The 21,016-nt window shown below is 68.7% G+C and carries 19 protein-coding genes; 10 read left to right on the forward strand and 9 right to left on the reverse strand.

The genetic code is table 11. The features are described from left to right. Nucleotides 1-88 precede the first annotated feature (88 nt). Entirely contained in the window at nt 89-883 is a 795-nt protein-coding gene (locus HNQ70_RS00160; protein WP_183963138.1) for a S1 family peptidase, read from the reverse strand. Between the two features lie 2 nt (nt 884-885). Next, entirely contained in the window at nt 886-1,932 is a 1,047-nt protein-coding gene (locus HNQ70_RS20335) for a transglycosylase SLT domain-containing protein (RefSeq protein ID WP_183963140.1), read from the reverse strand. A 133-nt stretch (nt 1,933-2,065) separates the two neighbouring features. On the opposite strand from HNQ70_RS20335, the gene HNQ70_RS00170 reads away from it, so the two are divergent. Continuing rightward, on the forward strand, nt 2,066-3,346 hold the full coding sequence (locus HNQ70_RS00170; protein ID WP_183963142.1) for a nucleotide sugar dehydrogenase: 1,281 nt from the start codon (nt 2,066-2,068) through the stop codon (nt 3,344-3,346). Between the two features lie 101 nt (nt 3,347-3,447). Further along, complete coding sequence (locus HNQ70_RS00175) at nt 3,448-4,482, forward strand: SDR family oxidoreductase (protein ID WP_183963144.1); 1,035 nt, start codon at nt 3,448-3,450, stop codon at nt 4,480-4,482. Nucleotides 4,483-4,626: 144 nt separating this feature from the next. Here HNQ70_RS00175 and pepA read toward each other — a convergent pair whose 3' ends face one another. Then, the gene (pepA, locus tag HNQ70_RS00180) at nt 4,627-5,784 is read right to left on the reverse strand and encodes a flocculation-associated PEP-CTERM protein PepA (RefSeq protein WP_183963146.1); all 1,158 of its coding nucleotides are present in this window, start codon (nt 5,782-5,784) and stop codon (nt 4,627-4,629) included. On the opposite strand from pepA, the gene HNQ70_RS00185 reads away from it, so the two are divergent. From HNQ70_RS00185 to HNQ70_RS00200, 4 genes are all read left to right on the forward strand, one after another. Further along, nucleotides 5,777-6,472 (forward strand): class I SAM-dependent methyltransferase, encoded by a 696-nt coding sequence (locus HNQ70_RS00185; protein WP_246434498.1) that lies wholly within the window; start codon nt 5,777-5,779, stop codon nt 6,470-6,472. The genes pepA and HNQ70_RS00185 overlap by 8 nt on opposite strands. Nucleotides 6,473-6,481: 9 nt before the next feature. Beyond that, nucleotides 6,482-7,336 carry a class I SAM-dependent methyltransferase gene (locus HNQ70_RS00190; RefSeq protein WP_183963150.1) on the forward strand — a complete coding sequence of 285 codons (855 nt, stop codon included), beginning with the start codon at nt 6,482-6,484 and terminating at the stop codon, nt 7,334-7,336. A gap of 132 nt (nt 7,337-7,468) precedes the next feature. Beyond that, entirely contained in the window at nt 7,469-7,699 is a 231-nt protein-coding gene (locus tag HNQ70_RS00195; protein WP_183963152.1) for an addiction module protein, read from the forward strand. Beyond that, a complete protein-coding gene (locus HNQ70_RS00200; RefSeq protein ID WP_183963154.1) occupies nt 7,696-7,992 on the forward strand; it encodes a type II toxin-antitoxin system RelE/ParE family toxin in 297 nt (98 codons plus the stop codon). The genes HNQ70_RS00195 and HNQ70_RS00200 overlap by 4 nt, the downstream gene beginning before the upstream one ends. A 9-nt stretch (nt 7,993-8,001) precedes the next feature. Here HNQ70_RS00200 and HNQ70_RS00205 read toward each other — a convergent pair whose 3' ends face one another. Then, nucleotides 8,002-8,898 carry a ThiF family adenylyltransferase gene (locus HNQ70_RS00205; protein ID WP_183963156.1) on the reverse strand — a complete coding sequence of 299 codons (897 nt, stop codon included), beginning with the start codon at nt 8,896-8,898 and terminating at the stop codon, nt 8,002-8,004. A 137-nt stretch (nt 8,899-9,035) separates the two neighbouring features. Here HNQ70_RS00205 and HNQ70_RS00210 point away from each other — a divergent pair, with 137 nt between their 5' ends. Continuing rightward, nucleotides 9,036-10,253: an ABC transporter permease gene (locus tag HNQ70_RS00210; protein ID WP_221302579.1), complete on the forward strand. Its 1,218-nt coding sequence runs from the start codon at nt 9,036-9,038 to the stop codon at nt 10,251-10,253. Between the two features lie 13 nt (nt 10,254-10,266). Further along, the gene (locus HNQ70_RS00215) at nt 10,267-11,478 is read left to right on the forward strand and encodes an ABC transporter permease (RefSeq protein ID WP_183963160.1); all 1,212 of its coding nucleotides are present in this window, start codon (nt 10,267-10,269) and stop codon (nt 11,476-11,478) included. 54 nt (nt 11,479-11,532) lie between these two features. Here the strand turns inward: HNQ70_RS00215 and HNQ70_RS00220 are convergent, their stop codons facing one another. From HNQ70_RS00220 to HNQ70_RS00230, 3 genes are all read right to left on the reverse strand, one after another. Then, complete coding sequence (locus HNQ70_RS00220) at nt 11,533-12,312, reverse strand: N-acyl amino acid synthase FeeM domain-containing protein (protein WP_183963162.1); 780 nt, start codon at nt 12,310-12,312, stop codon at nt 11,533-11,535. 165 nt (nt 12,313-12,477) lie between these two features. Beyond that, nucleotides 12,478-13,251 (reverse strand): N-acyl amino acid synthase FeeM domain-containing protein, encoded by a 774-nt coding sequence (locus HNQ70_RS00225; RefSeq protein ID WP_246434500.1) that lies wholly within the window; start codon nt 13,249-13,251, stop codon nt 12,478-12,480. A gap of 173 nt (nt 13,252-13,424) precedes the next feature. Continuing rightward, entirely contained in the window at nt 13,425-14,309 is an 885-nt protein-coding gene (locus tag HNQ70_RS00230) for an outer membrane lipoprotein-sorting protein (protein ID WP_183963164.1), read from the reverse strand. A gap of 79 nt (nt 14,310-14,388) precedes the next feature. Here HNQ70_RS00230 and HNQ70_RS00235 point away from each other — a divergent pair, with 79 nt between their 5' ends. Together HNQ70_RS00235 and HNQ70_RS00240 are read left to right on the forward strand one after the other, a co-directional pair. After that, a complete protein-coding gene (locus HNQ70_RS00235) occupies nt 14,389-15,201 on the forward strand; it encodes an ABC transporter ATP-binding protein (protein ID WP_183963165.1) in 813 nt (270 codons plus the stop codon). Nucleotides 15,202-15,278: 77 nt separating this feature from the next. Further along, nucleotides 15,279-16,598 (forward strand): DUF1302 family protein, encoded by a 1,320-nt coding sequence (locus HNQ70_RS00240; RefSeq protein ID WP_183963166.1) that lies wholly within the window; start codon nt 15,279-15,281, stop codon nt 16,596-16,598. A 98-nt stretch (nt 16,599-16,696) separates the two neighbouring features. Here HNQ70_RS00240 and prsT read toward each other — a convergent pair whose 3' ends face one another. Together prsT and prsR are read right to left on the reverse strand one after the other, a co-directional pair. Next, the gene (gene prsT / locus HNQ70_RS00245; protein ID WP_183963167.1) at nt 16,697-19,501 is read right to left on the reverse strand and encodes an XrtA/PEP-CTERM system TPR-repeat protein PrsT; all 2,805 of its coding nucleotides are present in this window, start codon (nt 19,499-19,501) and stop codon (nt 16,697-16,699) included. Nucleotides 19,502-19,589: 88 nt separating this feature from the next. Beyond that, nucleotides 19,590-20,912, reverse strand: coding sequence for a PEP-CTERM-box response regulator transcription factor (gene prsR, locus HNQ70_RS00250; protein ID WP_246434591.1), 1,323 nt, complete (start codon nt 20,910-20,912; stop codon nt 19,590-19,592). Between the last annotated feature and the right edge of the window lie 104 nt (nt 20,913-21,016).

Raw genomic sequence — 21,016 nt, forward strand, 5'->3', positions numbered from 1 at the left:
GCCGGACCGCACAATTTTTCGTGACCGTTTGTCGGCAATGATATGCAGTGTCGACGCGGCCGCGGGGACCGCGCGAGGAACTATTTCATCACCGCCCGGCGAGCAGAGCGGCGAGATTGCTGGAGGGTACAGCGTAGCTGATGCCGCTGGGCGCGGAGATGGCGCTTTCGCGCGAACCCTTCACCGTGACCATGTTGACCACCCCCAGCACCCGTCCGTCGCGGGTGTCCAGCAGCGGGCTGCCGCTGTTGCCCGGGTAGGCGGTGGCGTCGAGCTGGAGGATCTCGATGGGGCGACCCCGCAGCCGGTTCACGGCGCCGGCGTCCAGGCCGGAGGAACTGCGGCCGGGGATGGCCATGGGGGCGATGGCCGCCACCAGGCCGCGATGGGTGGCCGGATACAGCCCGAGGGCCGCGCCGATGGGAAAGCCGATCAGCACCACCTCCACGCCCTCGGCAGCGGCGTCCGGCGCGGACAGTTGGAGAGCCGGCATGGCGGGGCCGTCGAAGCGGAGTATCGCGAGGTCGACGTCGCGGTTGCTGGCCTGCAGGGTGAGCGAGGACACCCGCACGCCGCCTCCCGGTGCGGGTGCGGCGAGCACCAGCCGTTCCTGGGTGGCGGGCTCGAGGGTGGGCAGCACATGGGCGCAGGTGGCCACGGTGTTGCCGTCGTCCACTGCGAAGCCGGTGCCGGAGAAGCGGAACTGGGGGTTGCGCAGGCGTTCGAAAGTGCCGATGGCCACGATGGAGGGCCGTACCTTCGCGACCAGCGCGGGCAGGTCGCGGGCGGCGGCGGGGCGTGGCGCGAGCAGCGCGGTGCCGAGAAGTGGGGCAATCGTGAGCAGGCCGGTGCCGCGCAGCATCAGGCGGCGGTCTTGGCGCATGTTCAGCCCGCTTTGGCGATGGTGAACGGAGCTTCGGTGCGCGGCCCGGGGATGCGTGCCGGCAGGATCCGCGGCGGGCCGTTGCGGGCCACCTTCGGGTCGAACGCATGCTGGTCGAACGGATAGAACGCCCGGATGCGCTGCACGTAGGCCAGGGTCTCGGGGTAGGGCGGCACACCGCCATGGCGGTTCACCGCGCCTTCGCCCGCGTTGTAGGCGGCCAGGGTGAGCACCACATCGCCCTCGAAGTAGGAGAGCAACCAGCGCAGGTAGCTCATGCCGCCGCGCAGGTTCTCCAGCGGATCGAAGACGTTGCGCACCGCGAAGCGCTCGGCGGTTTCGGGGATCAGCTGCATCAGGCCCTGGGCATTCTTCACCGAGCGGGCCATGGGGTCGAAGCCCGATTCCACCCGGATCAGCGCGAACACCAGCCGGGGATCGAGGCGGAATTCGCGGGCCATGCGCACCACCGCGGCCACCAGCGCCTGCTGCTCGATGCCGCCGCGCGGCGCGCGGAACTGCGCGGGGTCGCTCACAGTGGGGGTGGGGCCCCGGTCGGCCTGCGCGACCTGCGCCGCCTTCGTCAGGCACTCCGGCAGGCGGTCTTCGCTACCGCGGATGGCCTCCGACAGGCGCGCGCCCACCGCGCTGCCGGCGTCGGCGGCGCGCCGGAACAGCGTGCTGGCGATGGAGTCGTCGCGCTCGACGCCGCGGCCGTTGGCGTACATCCAGCCCAGGCGCAGGAAGGCGTCGGGGGAATCCGAGCGGGCTGCCTTGCAGTAGAGATCGTGGGCCGCGGCGAGATCGCGCGGCACGCTTTCGCCGTGCTCGAGGCGGGTGCCCTGTTCGATCAGCTGTGCTGGGGAGGGGGTTGCCTGCGCGGCCAGCTGGGCCGCCTTGGCAGAGGAGGGCGCCGCGTGCGCGGGGCTTTCGCCAACCCGAGGAGGGGAGCCTGCTGCCTGCGCGAGGGCCGTGGCGCCGAGCAGCAGAAGCGCGACCGGGGCGATGCGCAGCGATCGTGCAATGGGTGCCGCTCGGCGGAATGTCACGGTGCAGTACTCCTTGCCTCGGGACTGCCCATTGTAGACTTCATGGGCCTCCAAGAGAGGAATTTTGTCGCCGCGCGGAAACCGTGCGGGGCGTATCGTTCGCGCATTCCCATCGCCTTCTTCCAGGATCTCCATGAGCACTGTTGCCGTCGTTGGGCTCGGATACGTCGGGCTGCCGCTGGCAGTCGAGTTCGCCAAGGTGTTTCCCACCATCGGTTTCGACCTCGCCGAGGCGAAGATCGAGCACTTTCGCCGGCACGAGGATCCCACTGGCGAGGTCTCGCGCGAGCAGTTCGAGGCCGCGACGATGCTTACGGTGACCAGCGACCCCGGCCAGCTGGCTGCTGCCGACTTCATCGTCGTGGCCGTGCCCACCCCGATCGACGACGCGCACCAGCCGGACTTCGGCCCGCTGATCTCGGCCAGTCGCTCGGTGGGCACGAACATGAAGCGCGGTGCCACCGTGGTCTACGAGTCCACCGTCTACCCCGGCGCCACCGAGGAGGAGTGCATCCCGGTGCTGGAGAAGCACTCCGGGATGAAGTGGATGCAGGACTTCCACGTGGGCTACTCGCCGGAGCGCATCAACCCGGGCGACAAGGAGCACACGCTGCCGCGCATCGTCAAGGTGGTGTCTGGCGACGACGAGGCCACCCTCGAGGCCGTGGCGAAGCTCTACGAGGCGGTGGTGACCGCCGGCGTGCACCGCGCCAGCAGCATCAAGGTGGCCGAGGCGGCCAAGGTGATCGAGAACACCCAGCGCGACCTGAACATCGCGCTGATGAACGAGCTGGCGCTGATCTTCGAGAAGATCGGCATCGACACCATGGAGGTGCTCAAGGCCGCCGGCACCAAGTGGAACTTCCTGCCCTTCCGCCCCGGGCTGGTGGGCGGACACTGCATCGGCGTGGACCCCTACTACCTGACCCACAAGGCCGACAAGCTGGGCTACCACCCGCAGGTGATCCTGGCCGGCCGGCGCATCAACGACGGCATGGGCAAGTTCGTGGCCGAGCAGGTGGTCAAGCGCCTGATCCAGGCCGGCAAGAACGTCAAGGACGCGCCGGTGGTGGTGCTGGGGCTGACCTTCAAGGAGGACGTGCCCGACCTGCGCAACTCCAAAGTGATCGACGTGATCCGCGAGCTGGAGTCCTTCGGGGCGAAGGTTTACGTGCATGATCCGGTGGCCGAGGATGCGGAGGCGCAGCACGAGTACGGGGTGTCGCTGACGCCGTGGGACGAGCTGCCGCAGGCCAGCGCCATCGTGGCGGCGGTGGCGCATCGCGAGTACCGCGACATGCCGCTGGGCGAGCTGACGGCGAAGCTGGTGCCGGGCGGGGTGTTCGCGGACGTGAAGTGCGCGTTCGACCGCGGGGCGCTGGAAGGGGCGGGCTTCAATGTGTGGAGGTTGTAGACTGCGGCCGGCCGCAGGGGCATGGCGCCCGCGGCCTGCGCGACAGCCTCGCCTCCGATGACTTCGCCTTCCCTGGGCCCCGCCCGATGAACGCTTCCCGCATGTCCCCCGACAACGCGCTGCTCCCCGCGGAGTTGCACGAGCGTCTGCTCGAAAATCCCGCGCACTGGCTGGTGACCGGCGTTGCCGGCTTCATCGGATCCAACCTGCTGGAGGCGCTGCTGCGCGCCGGGCAGCGCGTGACCGGCATCGACAACTTCTCCACCGGCTTCCGGCGCAACCTGGACGAGGTGCGCGCGCTGGTGGGCGACCAGGCCTGGGCGCGCTTCCGCTTCATGGAAGGCGACATCCGCGAAGACGCGGCCTGCCGCGACGTCTGCACCGGCGTGGACTACGTGCTGCACCAGGCGGCGCTGGGATCGGTGCCGCGCTCGATCGACCGGCCGGTGGATTCTTTCGACTCCAACGTGTCCGGATTCGTGCGGATCATGACCGCGGCGCGGGATGCGGGGGTGAAGCGCTTCGTCTATGCGTCTTCCAGTTCGGTCTACGGCGACAGCCCGGAACTGCCGAAGGTGGAGGACCGCATCGGCAAGCCCTTGTCGCCGTATGCCGCCACCAAGTTCGTGGATGAGGTATTCGCCGAGGTCTATGCGCGCACCTACGGGATGCAGTGCGCGGGGCTGCGCTACTTCAATGTGTTCGGGCCGCGGCAGGATCCGGATGGGGCGTATGCGGCAGTGATTCCGCGATGGATCGCGTCGCTGGTGCGCGGATCGCAGGTGGCGATCAACGGCGACGGCGAGACGAGCCGGGATTTCTGTTTTGTCGCCAATGCTGTGCAGGCGAACGTGCTGGCTGCGCTGGCGCCGGCGCTGCCTGCGGGGCATGAGGCCTTCAACGTGGCGGTGGGGGAGCGGACCACGCTCAACCAGCTCTTCGGGCTGATCCGGGAACGGGTGGCGCGGGAGCGGCCCGAAGCCGGGGCGGTGGTGCCGCGCTTCGCGGAATTCCGCGCGGGGGATGTGCGGCACTCTCTCGCTGACATTGGCAAGGCCGAGTCGATGCTGGGCTATGCGCCCACGCACCGGCTGGGGCAGGGGCTGGATGCGGCGATGGGGTGGTATCTGCGTTGAATCGGGGACTGGCGCGCGTGCCGGGCGCTTCTTTCAAGCGGCACTCGTCCGTGCGCGCGACCCTTCAAGAAAGAAAACGGCCGGACTCTCGTCCGGCCGTCTGCACTGCGGATCCCGATAATGCCGGGATCCTGTCGACCGCGATCAGGCGGCGCGACGGCGGCGGGAGACGAAGCCCATTGCACCCAGCGCGAGACCGGCCAAGGCCAGCGTGCCCGGCTCGGGGACGAACACGGCGCTGACGTCGCCGGTCACGAAGATCGGGTTGGTGCCGGAAAACTGGTCGTTGTCGCCGTTGACCTGCACGTTGATGTAGAACGGGCTCGGATCGAAGAAGTACGCTGCGCCTTCCGGAGTCAGCGTGAAGTTCGTGAACTTGAAGTCATACGCGCCCGGGGCGGCCGTGAGGTCGCCGCTGCCAGAGGTCAGGTCGGTCGTGAAGGCGACTTCGTAGTCATCGGTGGTCGTGCCGCCACGGACCGCGTTGTAGCCGGCGTCAAAGCTCAGCGTCGTGTCCTGGTCGGGGTCGATGTACAGCGTGAACGCACCCGTTGCACCAGTGAAGTTGGCGCCGGCGTAAGTTCCCTGGGCGCTGAACAGCGCGTAGAGCTGGTAGCCGCCGAGCGCGTTGATCTGGACCGGCGCGACGAGATTCGCGCCTTCGTTCTTGTAGAACGCATTGAACGTGGCGTACGCGCTCGCGGTGAACGTGGTCGCGCTCGTGAGCGTGACGTACTCGGCGAAGCCGCCGTTCAGCTTGTCGGCCGTGAAGGTGTTCACAGCGTTGCCGGGCACGGAACCTTCGGCAACCTGGAAGTCCATGAATTCGGCGGAAGCAGGCGCCGCAGCAAAGGCGAAGGCAGCAGCCACTGCGGCGGAGGTGAGAGTGCGTTTCAACATGTGTTTCTCCTCTGGGAGGTCGGTGACTAAGGCGCCGCAATCATTTGGGCCTGCCTTGCGCGATACATCATGCACGTGGCGTGCCAGCTCCTGAAAACGTATATAAAACAACGAGATAGAAGATCTTCTGAGGCCTGGCTGAATGGGTGGTGTAAAGGATTTCGACACCACCCAGATGGCCTCACGCCGGTGTCCGGTGGTTGGCCAGCCGGTGCGCCCGATGGCCACGGGGCACCGGCCGACCGAAGGCGCCTGCGAGCTCCCGCGCGGCGCGTAAAATTTCGCGAAACTCCCTGTCGCCCTGGTCCCGGTGGACCGCGTGGGGTGCCGCCCGCAGCCTTGCGAGCGCGCGAACCGAACGAACAGGCGGCGGCACGCGCCGAACGAGATGCCCTTGAGCAACGGACAGGATTCGCCCGTACGGAAGAAAACCCGCGAAGAAATCGCCCAAGCCTATTCATCCGAGCCCTGGTGGTACGACGTTCGCGGCTTCCTTATCCTCACATTCGCCTATCGGAGCACGCTGTGGAACCAGCTGCGCTTCTTCGGGCCGAACATGGGCGCCAATCACCTGGAGGTGGCGATCGGCACCGGCACGCTGTTCGAGATGATCCTGGGCTGGCGCCGGCGCAAGGGGCTGCCCAGGGTGAAGGTCACCGGAGTTGACTATGCCGAGTCCATGCTGGCGGGGGCGATGCATCGATTCCGGCGCGAGCCGGACATCGCGCTCGAGCACGCCGACGTGGCCGCGATGGATTTCCCGGACGACTTTTTTGACACCGCCAACGTTGCCAACGCGGTCCACTGCTTCCCGGACGTTGCCGGCGCGCTGCGCGGCATCCACCGGGTGCTCAAGCCGGGCGGCACGCTGGCGGCCAACGTGCTGCTGTATCCGCGCGGGCCGCAGCCCTTCCGGGGGATTGCGCAGCGCATCAATGACTGGGGCATCCGCAAGGGCATCCTGGTGACGCCCTACGAGCAGGCGGACATTCGCGCCCGCTTCGTGGCCGCGGGATTCGAGATCGTCCGCGAGGAGGTCTCGGGCAACTGCTACAACCTCCTGGCCGCCAAGCCGGCGCGCCGGGGCTGAAGGGGCCGCATGCTGCCCGTACCCAAGATCGTCTGGCTGGAGATGACCAGCCCGCAGCGCCCGGCACGCATCACCGAGCCCGAGGCGATGACCGACGCCGAGCAGGTGGCGTCCTACGTCAAGGCCTACGAGTGGGGCGGACCCACCTCGGCACTGCAGTTGCATCACATGCGCGAGCTGGCTTCGCTGATCCGGCCGGGCGACGTGGTGGTGGACCTGGCCTGCGGGCCGGGGCCGCTGCTGCTGGAGCTTGCGCCGCTCTACCCGGAGGTGGAGTTCATCGGAGCGGACCTGTCGCCGACGATGCTGGAGCACCTGCAGCGCGCTGCGCGCGAGCGGGGGCTTTCCAACGTCTCGGTGCTGCAGGAGGACATCCGCACGCTGCCCTCGTTGGAGGGCAGGAAGGTGGACCTGGTGATCTCCACTTCTGCGCTGCACCATCTGCCGGACGACGACAGCCTGCGGCAGGTGTTCACGCGGATGAACTCGCTGCTGGGGGCCGACGGCGGCTTCTACCTGTTCGACTTCGGGCTGCTGAAGTCTGCGCGCACCCGCGAGATCTTTGTGGCCGAGGTGGCCAAGCTCGCGCCGCCGATCACCGCGCATGACTACGACGTGTCGCTGCAGGCGGCCTATCCGGTGGACTACGCGCTCGAGAGCGCGCGCGCCGCGCTGCCGCGGCCCTACGTGGAGGCGCCCTGTGCCTTCGTCGACTTCTTCTACTTCTTGCAGACCGCGCCGCGCACCACGCCCTCGCCGAAGGTCCAGGCCCGGCTGGACGAGATCTGGCGCGGGCTGTCTGTACCGATGAAGGCGGAACACGCGATGCTGCGGATGCTGCGGCGCAGGAGGGAGGTGCGGTGAGCACCGAGCCAGCGAGGCATTCGTATCGACGAACGGCGGCAGCAATGCCTCTGTTTCCTGCGCGACGTCACGTGACGCTTACCGCTGGATCTGGTTCGGGGTGCTAAAGTCATCGACACGTTGGAGGATGCCATGGCAGTCACCGCAAGGTCCCTGGGAATCGACAAGCTCGACCTGAACGAAAGGCTGGCCCTCGTCGAGGAAATTTGGGCGACCATCTGCGCCGATGCGCGGCGATTCCCCCTCAGCCAGTCTCAACGAATCGAGCTGGATCGACGGGTCGCTGACGATGACGAATTCCCCGACGACGTCGTTTCGTGGGATGAGGTCAGGGCATCGATTCGAGTTCGTCTCGGACGATGACCGTCAGGATCGTATTCCGACGGGCGGCAAGCGCCGAGTTCGAGGAAGCTGCGATCTGGTATGAAAGTCAGCGTCACGGCCTCGGCGATGAGTTCTCGTCCGAGGTTGGCCTGGCGATCGAGAAGGTGGCGGAGAATCCCGCGCGTTACCCCGTGGTGTTTGGCGACATCCGGAGAACTGCTACAAGGCGCTTCCCGTTCGCGATCTATTTTCGGGTCCGCGAGAGCGTCGTGGTCGTGCTTGCTGTTTTCCACGGCCGACGTGACCCCAGCGTATGGAAACGTCGCGCGTGACTGCTCGGCTCAGCCCGCCGGCCCCCGCCGCGGACTCTTGAGCACCCGCCGCGCGATCGCAATCGCGAGCTTCTGCAGCGGGTTCGCGTTGCCGAACGGCCGCCAGGTGCGCACCAGCCGGCAGCGGTAGGCGTCGAAGTGCATTCCCCACGGGGCGGCGAGCACCTTGCCGCGGCCCAGCATCATCTTCAGGGCCTCTGTGGCGGCGATGCCGGCGGCCAGCTCGCAGGCCATCGGCGTGGACGGGCCCCGGTGCTCGGCCAGGTTGGCGGCCGAAGGGTCGACGAGATAGGTGCGCTGCAGCAGGGCCGGTGACAGCCCGATCAGGAAGCGGATGGCCATCTCTTCCTCGGTGGTGCAGCCTTCGAGCCGGAAGTACTCCTCGAAGCTCATCCGCCCCGGCAGGAAGTTGAGCAGCGCGGCGCCCATGCCCAGGGGCGCGACGGTGATCGCCGGGATGCCGCGGCGGTGGCACTCGGCGAAGACGGCGCGGCGGGCATCGAAGGCGAAGTAGTCGAGTGCGTCGACGTAGACCGCGACGCCGTCCAGGAAGGCCGAGAGGTTGCCGGCATGGACGCCCTCCGGGAACACGCGGATGTCCAGCTCGGGGTTGATGTCGCGCGCCATCTCGGGGAGCACTTCCGCCTTGGGGCGCCCCAGGCTGCTGGTGCGGGCGCCCGCCTGGCGGTTGAAGTTCACCAGGTTGAAGTGGTCGAAATCCGCGACATTGAAGGCGCCGACCCCGAGCCTGGTGAGCGTGAGCAGGTGCGAGCCGCCGACGCCGCCCATTCCGGCGATGGCCACCCGCTTGCCGCGCAGCGTCCCCTGCTCCTCGCGGGTCACCCACCCGATGTTTCGGGAGAAGGCCTCGTGGTAGGAGAAGCTGGGGACGGCGGGCTGCTGCATGGGGTCCGGGGCGCGATGTAAGGGAACCGGACGACTTTAGCACTCCGGTCGGGCGTGGGAAAATGCGTGTGTCCTGGCGATCTCGGGAGATTGGTCCTGATCGCCGCAACCAACCGGGAGGTGCGGTGCGCAGCTGGTTGACCGACCTTCTCCTGGCGGCGCGCGACATCTTGCGTCAGCCGCGGCGCTCCGCGCTGGCCGGCGTGGCAATCTCGGGCGGAGTGATCGCGCTGATGCTCGCCGGCGGCTTCGTCGAGTGGAATTTCTGGAACTACCGCGAAGCCACCATCCATTCCCAGCTCGGCCACCTGAGGGTGCACAAGGAAGGCTTCACGCAGGCAGGGCAGGCGGATCCGTTCGCCTTCCTGCTGCCGGAGAAGGCGCCGCAACGGGCAGAGATCGCCCGGCTGCCGGGCGTGAAGGAGGTGGCGCCGCGGCTGTTCTTCAGCGGGCTGGTGTCGCTGGGCGACGCCACCGTGTCCTTCGTGGGGGAGGGCGTGGAGCCGGGGCGCGAGCGGGAGCTCAGCGGCGGGCTGCGCATCCTTGAGGGCAGGCAGCTCACCGATGCGGACACCGACGGCCTGCTGGTGGGCGAGGGGCTGGCCGCGAACCTGGGCGTGAAGCCGGGCGACCGGGTGGCGCTGGTGGCCAACACCGAGGCGGGTGGCGTCAACGCCATCGAGGCTACGGTGACCGGCATCTTCTCGTCAATCTCAAAGGCCTACGACGACGTGGCGCTGCGCCTGCCGCGGGCGGCTGTGGCGAAGCTGCTGCGGGCGGACGGGGCGCACGCCTGGGTGCTGCTGCTGGACCGCACCGACCGCACCGACGAGGTCTTCGAGGCGCTGCGCAGCCGCTTCGCCGGCAGCGGCCTGGAGTTCAGCCGCTGGATCGACTCCTCCGACTTCTATCGCAAGAGCCGCGACCTCTACGCCAAGCAGGTCGTGATCATGAAGCTGATCATCGGGATCATCATCGTGCTGTCGATCAGCAACTCGCAGATGATGAGCGTGATCGAGCGCACCGGCGAGGTGGGCACCGCGATGGCGCTTGGCAGCTCGCGTGCCACGGTGCTGCGCCGCTTCTTCATCGAGGGCCTGGTGCTGGGCGTGGCGGGGGCGGCCGCAGGCGTGGTGCTGGGGCTGCTGCTGGGCTGGACCATCTCCTGGATCGGCATTCCCATTCCGCCGCCGCCGGGCATGGCGCATGGCTATGACGGGGAGATCATGGTGACGCCCGGCATCGTGGCCGACGCGGTGGTACTGGCGGTGCTCACCACCTGCGCGGCCAGCGTCTACCCGGCCTGGAAGGCTTCGCGCCTGGTGATCGTCGACGCCCTGCGCTTCAACCGTTGAGGCGGCACCCGAGATGCTCAAGCTCGCCCTGAGGAACCTGCTGCGCCAGCGCACCCGCACCGCGCTGACCCTGGCGGCGATCGTCTTCGGCGTGGCCGGGCTGGTGCTCAGCGGAGGCTTCGTGCGCGACATCTTCGTGCAGCTGGGCGAGGCGGTGATCCACTCGCAGTCCGGTCACCTACAGGTGGCGCGCGAGGGCTTCTTCACCCATGGCTCGCGCAAACCCGAGGATTACCTGATCGAGAACGGGGGCGCGATCGCGGCGAAGGCGCAGGCGCTGCCGGGAGTGGAGCGGGTGATGGCCCGCGTGCTGTTCTCCGGGCTGATCAACAACGGCCGGGCCGACCTCGCGATCGCGGTGCAGGGCGTGGAGCCGGGCAAGGAGGCCGCGCTGGGCAGCCATCTGATGCTCTCCAGCGGCCGGCGGCTCACCGATGACGACGCTTACGGCATCCTGCTCGGGCAGGGGGTGGCGCAGGCGCTGCAGCTGGCGGTGGGCGACCGGGTGGTGCTGGTGGCGAACATGCACGGCGGCGGGCTGAACACGCTGGACCTCGAGGTGGTGGGCACCTTCCAGACCTTCTCGCGCGACTTCGATGCCCGCACCGCGCAGATCTCGCTGCCCGCGGCGCGCGAGCTGCTGGATTCGCGGGGGGTAAACACCCTGGTTGTGGAACTGGCAAGCACTCCGGACACCGACCGTGCAGCCGGGCAGCTGCGCGCCGCGCTGGCGGGCTCGGGGCTGGAGGTGCGCGCCTGGCCGGACCTCAACGACTTCTACGCCAAGACCGTCACGCTGTACGAGACGCAGTTCGGCGGCCTGCGGCTGATCATCCTGGCGATGGTGCTGCTGTCGGTGGTCAACAGCGTGAACATGGGCGCCTTCGAGCGGCTGGGCGAGTTCGGCACGATGATGGCGCTTGGAAACCGGCATGCCGACGTGGTCCGGCTGATCGTCACCGAGAGCGCGCTGCTGGGGGTGGTGGGATCGGTGCTGGGCGTGCTGCTGGGGGTGTTGCTGGCGCTGCTGATCTCGGCGGTGGGCATCCCGATGCCGCCGCCGCCGAACGCCAACGTGGGCTATGTCGCGTCGATCCGTGTGGTGCCCTGGGAACTGGCGCTGGCCTTCGGCATCGGTGTGGCGGCCACGGTGGCGGCCTCGTTCGTGCCGGCGCGGCGCCTGCTCAAGGTGCCGGTGGTGGACGCATTGCGCCAGAACGTCTGAAGGGAGCCAGTCGACCGTGTCTGCCTGGGTCGCCGCCGTTGGCGACCGGGGCGTTCAGGCCGCAGCCCGCGCCTCCGGGCTCAGCAGGCGCTTGAGCAGCGCGGCCTCCTCCTTCGGCGAGAAGAAGTAAGGATAGAGCGAGCGCATCGACTTCGTAAGCTCACGGCGACCGCCGTAGCGTGCCACCTGCTCCTCGCCCCAGTCCAGGGGGAGCATCAGCAGCACCGCGGGGGCGCCGACGCGGGGGCAGATACGCTCCGGGCCGTGGGCCTTGAAGCCGAGCATCCTCCGGTAGAAGAGGACGTGGCGGGGATTCACCTCGGCCAGCAGATGGGAGGCGCCAAAGCGACGGCGCGCGAACAGAAAGGCGACATGGAACATCATCGCCAGCAGGTCCAGCGAGTGTTCGCTCCGGTCGATGGCAAACCGCGTGAACTCACACAGGCACGCACCTGAGGCGCGCAGTTGGTCGATTTCCTGCGGGTACAGCGACTCGACGCTCATGCCGGCGGGGGAGTCGATGCCCACGGTGATGGTTGCCACGGCGTGACCGTCGTCGTAGGCGATCAGGGTGAGGCGGTTGGGATCGTCCGGCAGGGGGGCACTGGAGTAGCCGCGCCAGCCATACATTTTGTGGATCAGGTAGCTGGCGTGGCTGCGCCTGCCATGGGTATCGGCGGTGCGGATCGCGAAGCGCCCGGAATTGCTGGCGGGCAGCTCGATGAGGGGTTGCGCGTCCGTTTCTGCGAGGACGTGACCGGCTTCGACAGATTCGAGGCCCGGCAGGTCATTGCCGACGCCGGCAAATGACCGTGCGTTGAAGGAGTTTTCCAACGGCTTCCATTCCCTAAAGGGGCCGGGAATGGGAAAGCTTGCAGGCTCCCGGCAGCGGAAGTGTAGCGTAAAGGAAGAACTGGATTGACTTCAAACCGGCAATTTAGTACCGCGCGTCGATTTTGGCCGGTCTTGGCCGGTTCATGCCTTGACAACTGGCTTGAACTAGCCCAGGGCGCGCAGGCGTCCGCAGATGCCGTCTTCCTCGTCCGCGGAGAAGGCCAGCGGGTAGAGTGAACGGACCGAGCCGGCCAGTTCGCGGTGTCCGCCGTAAAGCGCAATCTGGCTCTCGGTGTAGGACAGATCGAGGCGCAGCAGGACGCCGGGAGCGTTGACCCGCGGGCAGGTGCGCTGCGAACCGATCACTTCGAAGCCGAGCATCGCCTTGTAGAAGCGCACGTGCCTGGGGTTGACTTCGATTAGAAGGTCCGAGCAGCCATTGAGCCTGCGGGCGTACATATAGGCGATGTGGAACAGCATGGCCAGCAGCTCGCGCGACTGCTCGCTGCTGTCGACGGCGAGCTTGGTGAACTCGCAAAGGACGGCGCCGTGATCGCGCAGCGCATCCACTTCGCGCCGGTAGAGGGTGTCGACCAGCAGTCCGCGCCAGGAGTCGAAACCGACGGAGAGCGTGCCCAGGGCGCGCTGGCCGTCCGAGGCCACCAGCGTGATCTGCTCCGGGGTGGCCTGGCAGTCTGCTGTGGCGTAGCCGCGCCAGCCGTACATCTTCTGGATCAGGTAGCTCGCGGTGCTGCGCCGGCCCTCGGTGTTGGCCAGGCGGATGCGGAAGCTGGTCGGCGAAGAAGGCGTGGGTCGCGGCTTGAGCGCGATTGGTGCCATCCTGGGTTCCTGCGGCATCGCCCAGTTGAAATCCGAGCCCGAGATGATGGTGTCGCGGTCCAGGAAATCGTTGTCGGCTACACAGGTCATTGCGGTCATGGCGGCTTCCACCTGATCAGGGATCTCTCGCTGCGGTCTCTCGAATGTTGTTGATCTTTGATTCGAGGATGCGCCCGCTGGTGGGGCGCGTCACAGGGATTCCTGACGGTCGGCGGATTCGCTCGCTTCGGCGGCGATCCGTCATCGACCGGGTCGCCGCCGGAGGGCAATGCTCATTCGAGCCGCTTCAGATACTCCTTGGTGAACATACGCGCCGGCAGGTTGCGCGCGGCGAGTCCGGAGTAGTCCAGCACCGATTCGTCGCCTTCCTTCAGTGCATCGGTCATCACCAGCCGGGTGGGGCGCACGCGGCCGCCGAGGGTCTGGTAGTTCTCGAAGCGGCAGGTCTTGAGCAACTTCCCGGACATCGCATGGAATTCGGCCCGGTGCGGGTGCAGGTCGGAGGCGCGCACCCAGTAGCGGATCTTCGGGTAGGTCATGCCGCGCTCGGTGGCGGTGAGCTCGAGCACGTGGTGGTCCTTGCCGTCGATCTTCTCCGAGCCCACCAGCCGGGCTTCGTAGTCCTTGGCGAACTGGGTGCGCGCCAGGTCCCCGTTGGCCACCTGGCCGGTGAGCCTCTGCGACAGCGACAGCCGCACGGGCTGCGACACGCTGGGCATGAACATCCAGAGCTCGCGTCCCTTCATCAGCAGGTTCTGGCCGCGCTCGACTTCGGGTTCGAGCGTCTGCACGATGGTGTCTTCGCTGTCGCGCGAGAGGATGCGGTAGCGGCGTGGCTCCTGGGCTTCGCCGCGGATCGTCGAGCCGACGCGCACTTCCACGGAGAAGGCGTCGCGCGGGAAGCGGATCTCGTCCGCGCGCCGCACGATCTCGCTGGCGCGCTCGCGCGCGGCTGTGTCGTCTTGGGCCGGGGCGCCTGCTGCGGTCGTGGGCGCCTCGGCGGACTGGGTGCCAGTCGCGGCTGCGGCAGGTGCGGACAGCCCGGCGGCGGTGGAGACCAGCCGGGAGTCTGCGGGCGACTGCGCGCCGGCGGCCAGGGCGGTGCCGAGCAGCAGGGCTGCGATGACCGCCTTGGGTCCGTTGATCGGTTCATGCATCGCTAGTCTCGCTCTCGATCGGTTACATTCGGTCATCGCCGGGCGCGCGGATGATGCGTCCGGGCTCGCGGAGTGGCGGATGGCCCTGGTCTCACTGGAACACGTGTCGCGGCAGTACCGGCTCGGGGGGCAGGTGGTGTCCGCCCTGCGCGACGTCAGCCTGGACATCGCCGAAGGGGTGTTCCTGGCCATTGCAGGGCCGTCCGGAAGCGGCAAGTCTAGCCTGCTGAACCTGGTCGGGTGCATCGACAGTCCCACCGCCGGTCGGATCGTGATCGACGGGCGCGACGTGAGCGGGCAGACGCCGGATCAGCTGGCGGAGTACCGGGCGCGCAAGGTCGGCTTCATCTTCCAGACCTTCAACCTGTTCCCTGTGCTCAGCGCCTACGAGAACGTGGAGTACCCGCTGCTGCAATTCGCAGAGATATCGCGGGGCGAGCGGCGCGACCGGGTGAACCGTTTCCTGGAGCTGGTGGGCCTGACACGCCACGCGAGGCACCGCCCCAACCAGCTTTCTGGCGGCCAGCGCCAGCGGGTGGCGATCGCCCGCGCGCTGGTGGTCAATCCGCGGATCGTCCTGGCCGACGAGCCCACCGCGAACCTGGATCATGAGACGGGCACCGAGATCCTGCGCCTGATGAAGGCGATCAACCAGAAGTACCGCACCACCTTCGTTTTCTCCACCCATGACGATCGAGTGATCGCGGCGGCGGACCGGCTGGTGCGCATCGAGGATGGGCAGCTCACGTCGCTCGGCGTGCGGCACCCGGGCGACGGACGCTGGGTGATGGTGCGGCCGGAGCTGGTGGCGACGACGGTGTTCGCAGACCCGGTCGGCGGCCCGGAGGCTGACTCTGCCGCTTTGTCGGCGGGGGCGCAGGAACTACATTGACCGCGCGCTGCGCCGTGACGAGGGCAGGGCGATGGCCCGGGGCGGGCGGCGACGAAAGCTAGCAAGTGAGGAATTCGATGCGGACGGGGAACATCTTTGGCCTGCGGCGGGGCGCGGCCTGCGCGGCGGCGTTGGCCGCGGGACTGGCGGGCGTGCCGGGGCAGGCCCAAGCCGTCGGCGCCGATGGGCAGCCGGCCCGCTGGCAGGGCTGGGTGCAGGCCGGCGGCGCCTACACTTTTGCGAGCCCCGCGCACTGGTCGCAGCTGCGGGGCCGGGCTGAACTGGCCGGCACCGGGCAGCTCGGCGCAGGGATCAAGTGGAAGCTGTCGGCCCGCGCAGGATACGACGCGGTCTACGAAGGTACCGACTTCTATCCCGGGCCGGTGCGCCGCGACCAGCGCAGCGAGCTGGAACTGCGCGAGGCCTATATGGATTTCTCGGCGGGCGACTGGGAGTTCCGCCTGGGCAAGCAGAACATCATCTGGGGCGAGATGGTCGGACTCTTCTTCGCCGACGTGGTGTCGGCGAAGGACATGCGCGAGTTCGTCCTGCCGGAGTTCGAGCAGATCCGCATTCCTCAGTGGGCGGCGCGCGCCGAGTGGTTCGGCGAAAACACCCATGTGGAACTGGTCTGGCTGCCCGCGCCGGCCACCGACCGCATCGGCAAGCCCGGCGCGGAGTTCTACCCCTATCCGCCGCCGCTGCCCGGGCTGGCCTACGACATCGAGGGCGACGAGCGGCCGTCGCGCAGGTTCTCCAACGGCGGTTTCGGGGTGCGCGGATCGACGATGGCGGCGGGCTGGGACCTGTCCGCCTTCGCCTACCGCAGCCCGGACAGCGCCGCCACCTTCTACCGCACGGTTCTCGACGCGCCGCAGCCCACTGCGGTCTACCGGCCGCGCTACGACCGGATCACCCGGGTTGGGGGCACGCTGTCGAAGGACTTCGACGGCGTGGTGCTGAAGTCCGAGGTGATCCACACCGACGGGCGCAGCTTCACCAGCGCCCGGACCGATGCGCCCGACGGGCTGCTCGAGCTTCGGACGCTCGACTGGATTGCCGGGGTGGATCTCACGCCGGCGGATGCCTGGCGGGTCAATGCGCAGGTGTTCCAGCGCATCTTCCTGGACCACGACGCGAGCATCGGCCTGCGCAAGCACGAGCACGGCGCTAGCCTGCTGGTGTCCCACGACCTGGGCGGCGGCGTGGAGGCCGAGATGCTGGCGATCTCCAGCCTGGTGCGCAGCGACTGGATGCTGCGGCCCGCGGTCACCTGGAAGGCCGGACACTCCCGCCTGCGGGTGGGGGTCGACCTCTTCGGCGGGGCGTCCTTCGGGATGTTCGGGCGCTACGCGGACCGCGACCGGGTGTACGCGGAGTATCGCTACAGCTTCTAGGCGCTGTGGGCGGATGCCGGGGCGCGTTGCCCCGGCGGCGGGTCAGCGACCCGCCATCCCGCGACCCGCCGCAAAGCGGCCCGCGCTGCTCCCGCGGCTCACAGCTTCTTCTCGAGCTCGCGCGCGCGCTCTGCGACCGGGCCCTGCGGATTGTCCTTCAGCAGTGCATCCAGTTCGGTGCGGGCGCCGGCCTTGTCGCCGGTGTCCAGCAGGGCCTGTGCAAGGTGCAGGCGCAGCGCGGGTGCCTTGGGCGCCGCCGCCACGGCCTTGCGCATCAGTTCCAGCCCGCGCGGGGCCTGGCCCGCGGTCACCAGGATGACGCCTGCGGTGTCCATCACCGACGGCACGTTGGGCGCGGCGGCCAGCGCCTTCTCGGCGGTCTCCAGCGCGGCGGGATCCTTGGCTTCGTGCATCGCCCAGGCCATGTTGTTGAGCGCCAGTGCGTTGCCCGGCTGCTTCTCGACCACGGCGCGGTAGTGAGCGATGGCGGCGCTCCAGCGCTGGCGCGCGATTTCGTACTGTCCGGCGTAGCCGCGCAGCGCGAGGTCGTCCGGTTGAGCCGACACCATCGATCGGATCATCGCGTCGGCCTGGGCATGGTCCCCACCGGCGTAGACGGCCTGATGCAGCTTGATCTGGATCGGCAGGACCTTCTGCAGGGCGAGCGCCTTGCGGAACGCGCTCTCGGCGTCGCCGAACTTGCGTTCGGACATGGCGATGTCGCCTTCGAGCAGCAGCCCGGCGGCATTCTTCGGCGCCTCCTTCTGCAGCGTGGCGGCAATGCTGCGCGCCTCCGCCGCCTTGCCGGCGCGCGCCAGGCCCGCAGCCAGGGCGATGCGGGGCTCGATCGCCTTGGGCTGCAGCTGCACCGCGCGGCGCAGGTTCACCAGCGCGCCATCGACGTCGTTGCGCGAGATCTTGAGCTGGCCCATCCGAATCTGGAGCATCGCGTCGTCGGGGCGGGCGCGCAGGATTTTCTCCAGTGTCTCCATGCCCAGGACGTCCTGGTCGGAGCGCAGGTAGGCGGTGCCCAGGGCATCGAGGATCTGCGGATCGTCCGGGTTCCTCGCTAGCGCCTGCTGCAGCATGGGCACCGCTTCCTTGGCCTGGTTGCGGGCGGTGTGCCAGCCGGCCAGCGCCAGCGTGGCCTGCACGGAGGAGGGATCGGTCTCGGTCGCCTTCTTCAGCCAGACCAGGGCCTCGTCGGCCGCCTTGGCGTCGCCGCGCGGGGCGGTGGACTGGATGAATCGGGCCAGGGTGAGCATGGCCGGAATGTTGCGGGGATCCTGTTCGAGCAGCGCGGTGAAGCGCTTGCGGCCGTCCTCTCGCTTGCCTTCGCGGACGTCGAGCGAGGCCAGGGTGCTTGCGGCGGCGAGGTACTTGGGGTCGCGCGAGAGCGCCAGCTCGAGCGCCTTGCGGCCGCCCGCGGCGTCGCCCTTGCCGAGCAGCGCCGAGCCGCGCAGCGCGGCGGCGACTGCGCTGTCCGGGCGCTTCTTCTCGAAGCGGTCGATGGCCGCGAGCGCCTTGTCGAACTGGCGGGCACGCAGGTGGGTGGAGACCAGCGCGAGGTCCGCCTGCACGTCGTCGGGCGCGGCCAGGCTCACCGTTTCGAGCTCGGCGATGCCGCGCTCGCGATCGCCGCCGGCGATGTGCGCGAAGGCCAGGCCGGCCTTCTTGCGCGGATCGTCAGGATCGAGGGCGATGGCCTTGTCGAAGAAGGCTGCGGCCTTGGCCGGCTCGTTGGTGCGCAGCGAGGCCTCGCCGGCGAGCGTGTAGATCGCGGGATCTTTCGAGCCGCGGTCGAGCGCGGGCTTGAGCACCTCCAGCGCCTTCTCCGGGGCGTTCTTGCGCAGCAGGGCGGCGCCCAGCAGGCGGTAGCCCTGCGTGGAATTCGGCGCGAGGTCGACCACCTTCCGGGCATTCTGCTCGGCCTGCTCGAGGTTCCCGGTGCGCAGGAAGATCTCCGAGCCCAGTGCCAGCGCCGGCAGGTAGTCGGGCGCGGCCTTCAGCGAGGCCTGGATGGCGTCGCGTGCCGGCTCGAGCTTCTCCTGCCGGTAGTGCAGCATCGACTGCAGGTACATCGTGATCGCCGCCGGGCCGGTCACGCGCTTAAGCTCGTCCACGCGGGACTGGGCCTTGGCGAAATCGCCCGCCTGGGTGTCGATCATGACCAGCCGGATCCTGCTTTCCCTGTCCTTGGGGTCGGCGTCGGCCACCTTGGCGAACCATTCGCGTGCCTGGGCGGGGCGGCCCTGCGCCTGCTCCAGCTCAGCCTTTACGGACATCGCCTCCGGGCTGGCGGGGGACTTCTGGAGGACGAGGTCGATCGCTGCCGAGGCCCCGGGCAAGTCTCCGCCGGCGGCTTGCAGGGTAACAAGCGCCGCCTGTGCTGGCGCATGGTCGGCACTCGCCTGCAGTGCGGACTCGAAACTGCGCTTGGCCTCGTCGCGCTTGCCGAGCGCGAGCCAGGCGCGCCCAACCAGCGTGGCGAGTTCGGCCTTGGCCACCGGGTCGGTGGGGGCGGCCTTGGCGGCCTCGTCGATCGCCTTCTGCGGCTCGCCCAGTTGCAGCCGGGTGCGCGCCAGCGGCAGTGCGAGTCGCTGGGGGTCGAAGCCTGCCTGCTGGGCGCGCGTCAGCTCCTTCTCGGCGGAGCGCAGGTCGCGCGCTTCCAGGTGCAGCATCCCCAGCAGATACCGCGCCTCCGCGTTGTCCTCCTTCTGCAGAAGGTTCTTCAGGTGGATTTCGGCCGCCTTGGGCTCCTTCTTCTCGATGGACTCCTTGGCCTTGGCGAGCATCGTCTCGGGCGAGTCCCCGCAGCCGACCAGGAACAGGCTCGAGGCGAGGGCGGCGGCGGCGAAGGCCTGGCGGACCAGGCGGGCGGCGGGGGTGGGACGGGTGTTCATGGATGCTCCGGAATCTCGTGTGTTCGGTGGCGTTGCGCGGGCGGTGGGCGATATTTGCGCCGGCGCCCGGCGGGGCATGCGTCTGGCTTCAGCGCATCCCGAACCGGTTCAGCAGATCGTACAGCGTGGGACGGCTCACGCCGAGCAGCTCGGCGGCGCGGGCGATGTTGCCGTCGACCCGGGCCATCACCTTGAGCACTGCCGCGCGTTCGGCCTCCTCGCGCACCTGGCGCAGGTTGAGGCTCTCGGCCTCGTCGGCGATCTGCAGGCCGAGGTCTTCGGCGGTGATCGCGCTGCCGTCGGCCATGATCACTGCGCGCTTGATGCAGTTCTCGAGCTCGCGGACGTTGCCTGGCCAGCCGTGTGCGGCGATCGCGTCGAGCGCGTCCTCGCGCAGCGTGAGCTTGCCGCGGCCGTTGGCCTCGCCGAAGCGGCGCACGAAGACGTGGGCCAGCAGCGCGGTGTCGCCGGCGCGCTCGCGCAGCGGCGGGATGTTGAGCACCATCTCGGACAGCCGGTAGAACAGGTCCTCGCGGAACGCGCCTTCGGCGATCAGTTCGCGCAGGTTGCGGTGCGTGGCGCAGACCACGCGCACGTCAACGGGGATTTCGCTGCGGCCGCCGATGCGCTCGATGACGCGCTCCTGCAGGAAGCGCAGCAGCTTGGCCTGCAGCGGGTGCGGGAGGTCGCCGATCTCGTCCAGGAACAGGGTGCCGCCGTCGGCGGTCTCGATCTTGCCGGGAGTGGTCTTGGATGCGCCGGTGAATGCGCCCTTTTCGTAGCCGAACAGCTCGGCTTCGAGCAGGGTGTCGGGAATGGCGGCGCAGTTGATCGCGATGAAGCGCTTGTCCTTGCGCGGCGACAGCTGGTGCAGCGCCCGCGCGAAGACCTCTTTGCCGGTGCCGCTGTCGCCCAGCAGCAGGACGGTGGCGCTGGTGGGCGCAAGCCGCTCCACCTGGCGCGCCAGCTTGAGCATGACGGGGTCGCGTGTGATCAGCCCGTCGAGCGGGCTCTCGACGGTGGCGTTGGCCAGGCGGCGGTTCTCGCGCTCCAGGTCCGCCAGCCGGAAGGCGCGCTCCAGCACCAGGCTGAGGATCTCCGGCTCGAAGGGCTTGGCGAAGAAGTCGTAGGCGCCCATACCGATGGCCTTGAGCGCGTTGGCGCGGTCGTTCTGGCCGGTCAGCGCGATGACCTTGGTGGCCGGCGACAGCGACAGGATCTCCTCGAGGGTGCGGAAACCCTCCTCGGGGGTGTCGGGGTCGGGCGGCAGGCCGAGGTCGAGCGTGACCACTGCGGGCTCGTGGCGGCGCAGCTGCGCGATCGCCGCCTCCCGGTTGTCCGCGAAGACCACGTTGTACTGATCGAAGGACCAGCGCATCTGCTTCTGCAGGCCGAGGTCGTCCTCGACCATCAGCAGCGTGGGGCGCTGCTCGGCGCTGGACGGCAGGTCCGCCGGCTCCTGCGGCTGAGTTCGCCGGTTGTCATCTGCGACGGTCGACATCTGCTGCTCCTTCC

This window comes from Quisquiliibacterium transsilvanicum (genome assembly GCF_014202215.1).
In the GTDB taxonomy this organism is placed as follows: domain Bacteria; phylum Pseudomonadota; class Gammaproteobacteria; order Burkholderiales; family Burkholderiaceae_E; genus Quisquiliibacterium; species Quisquiliibacterium transsilvanicum.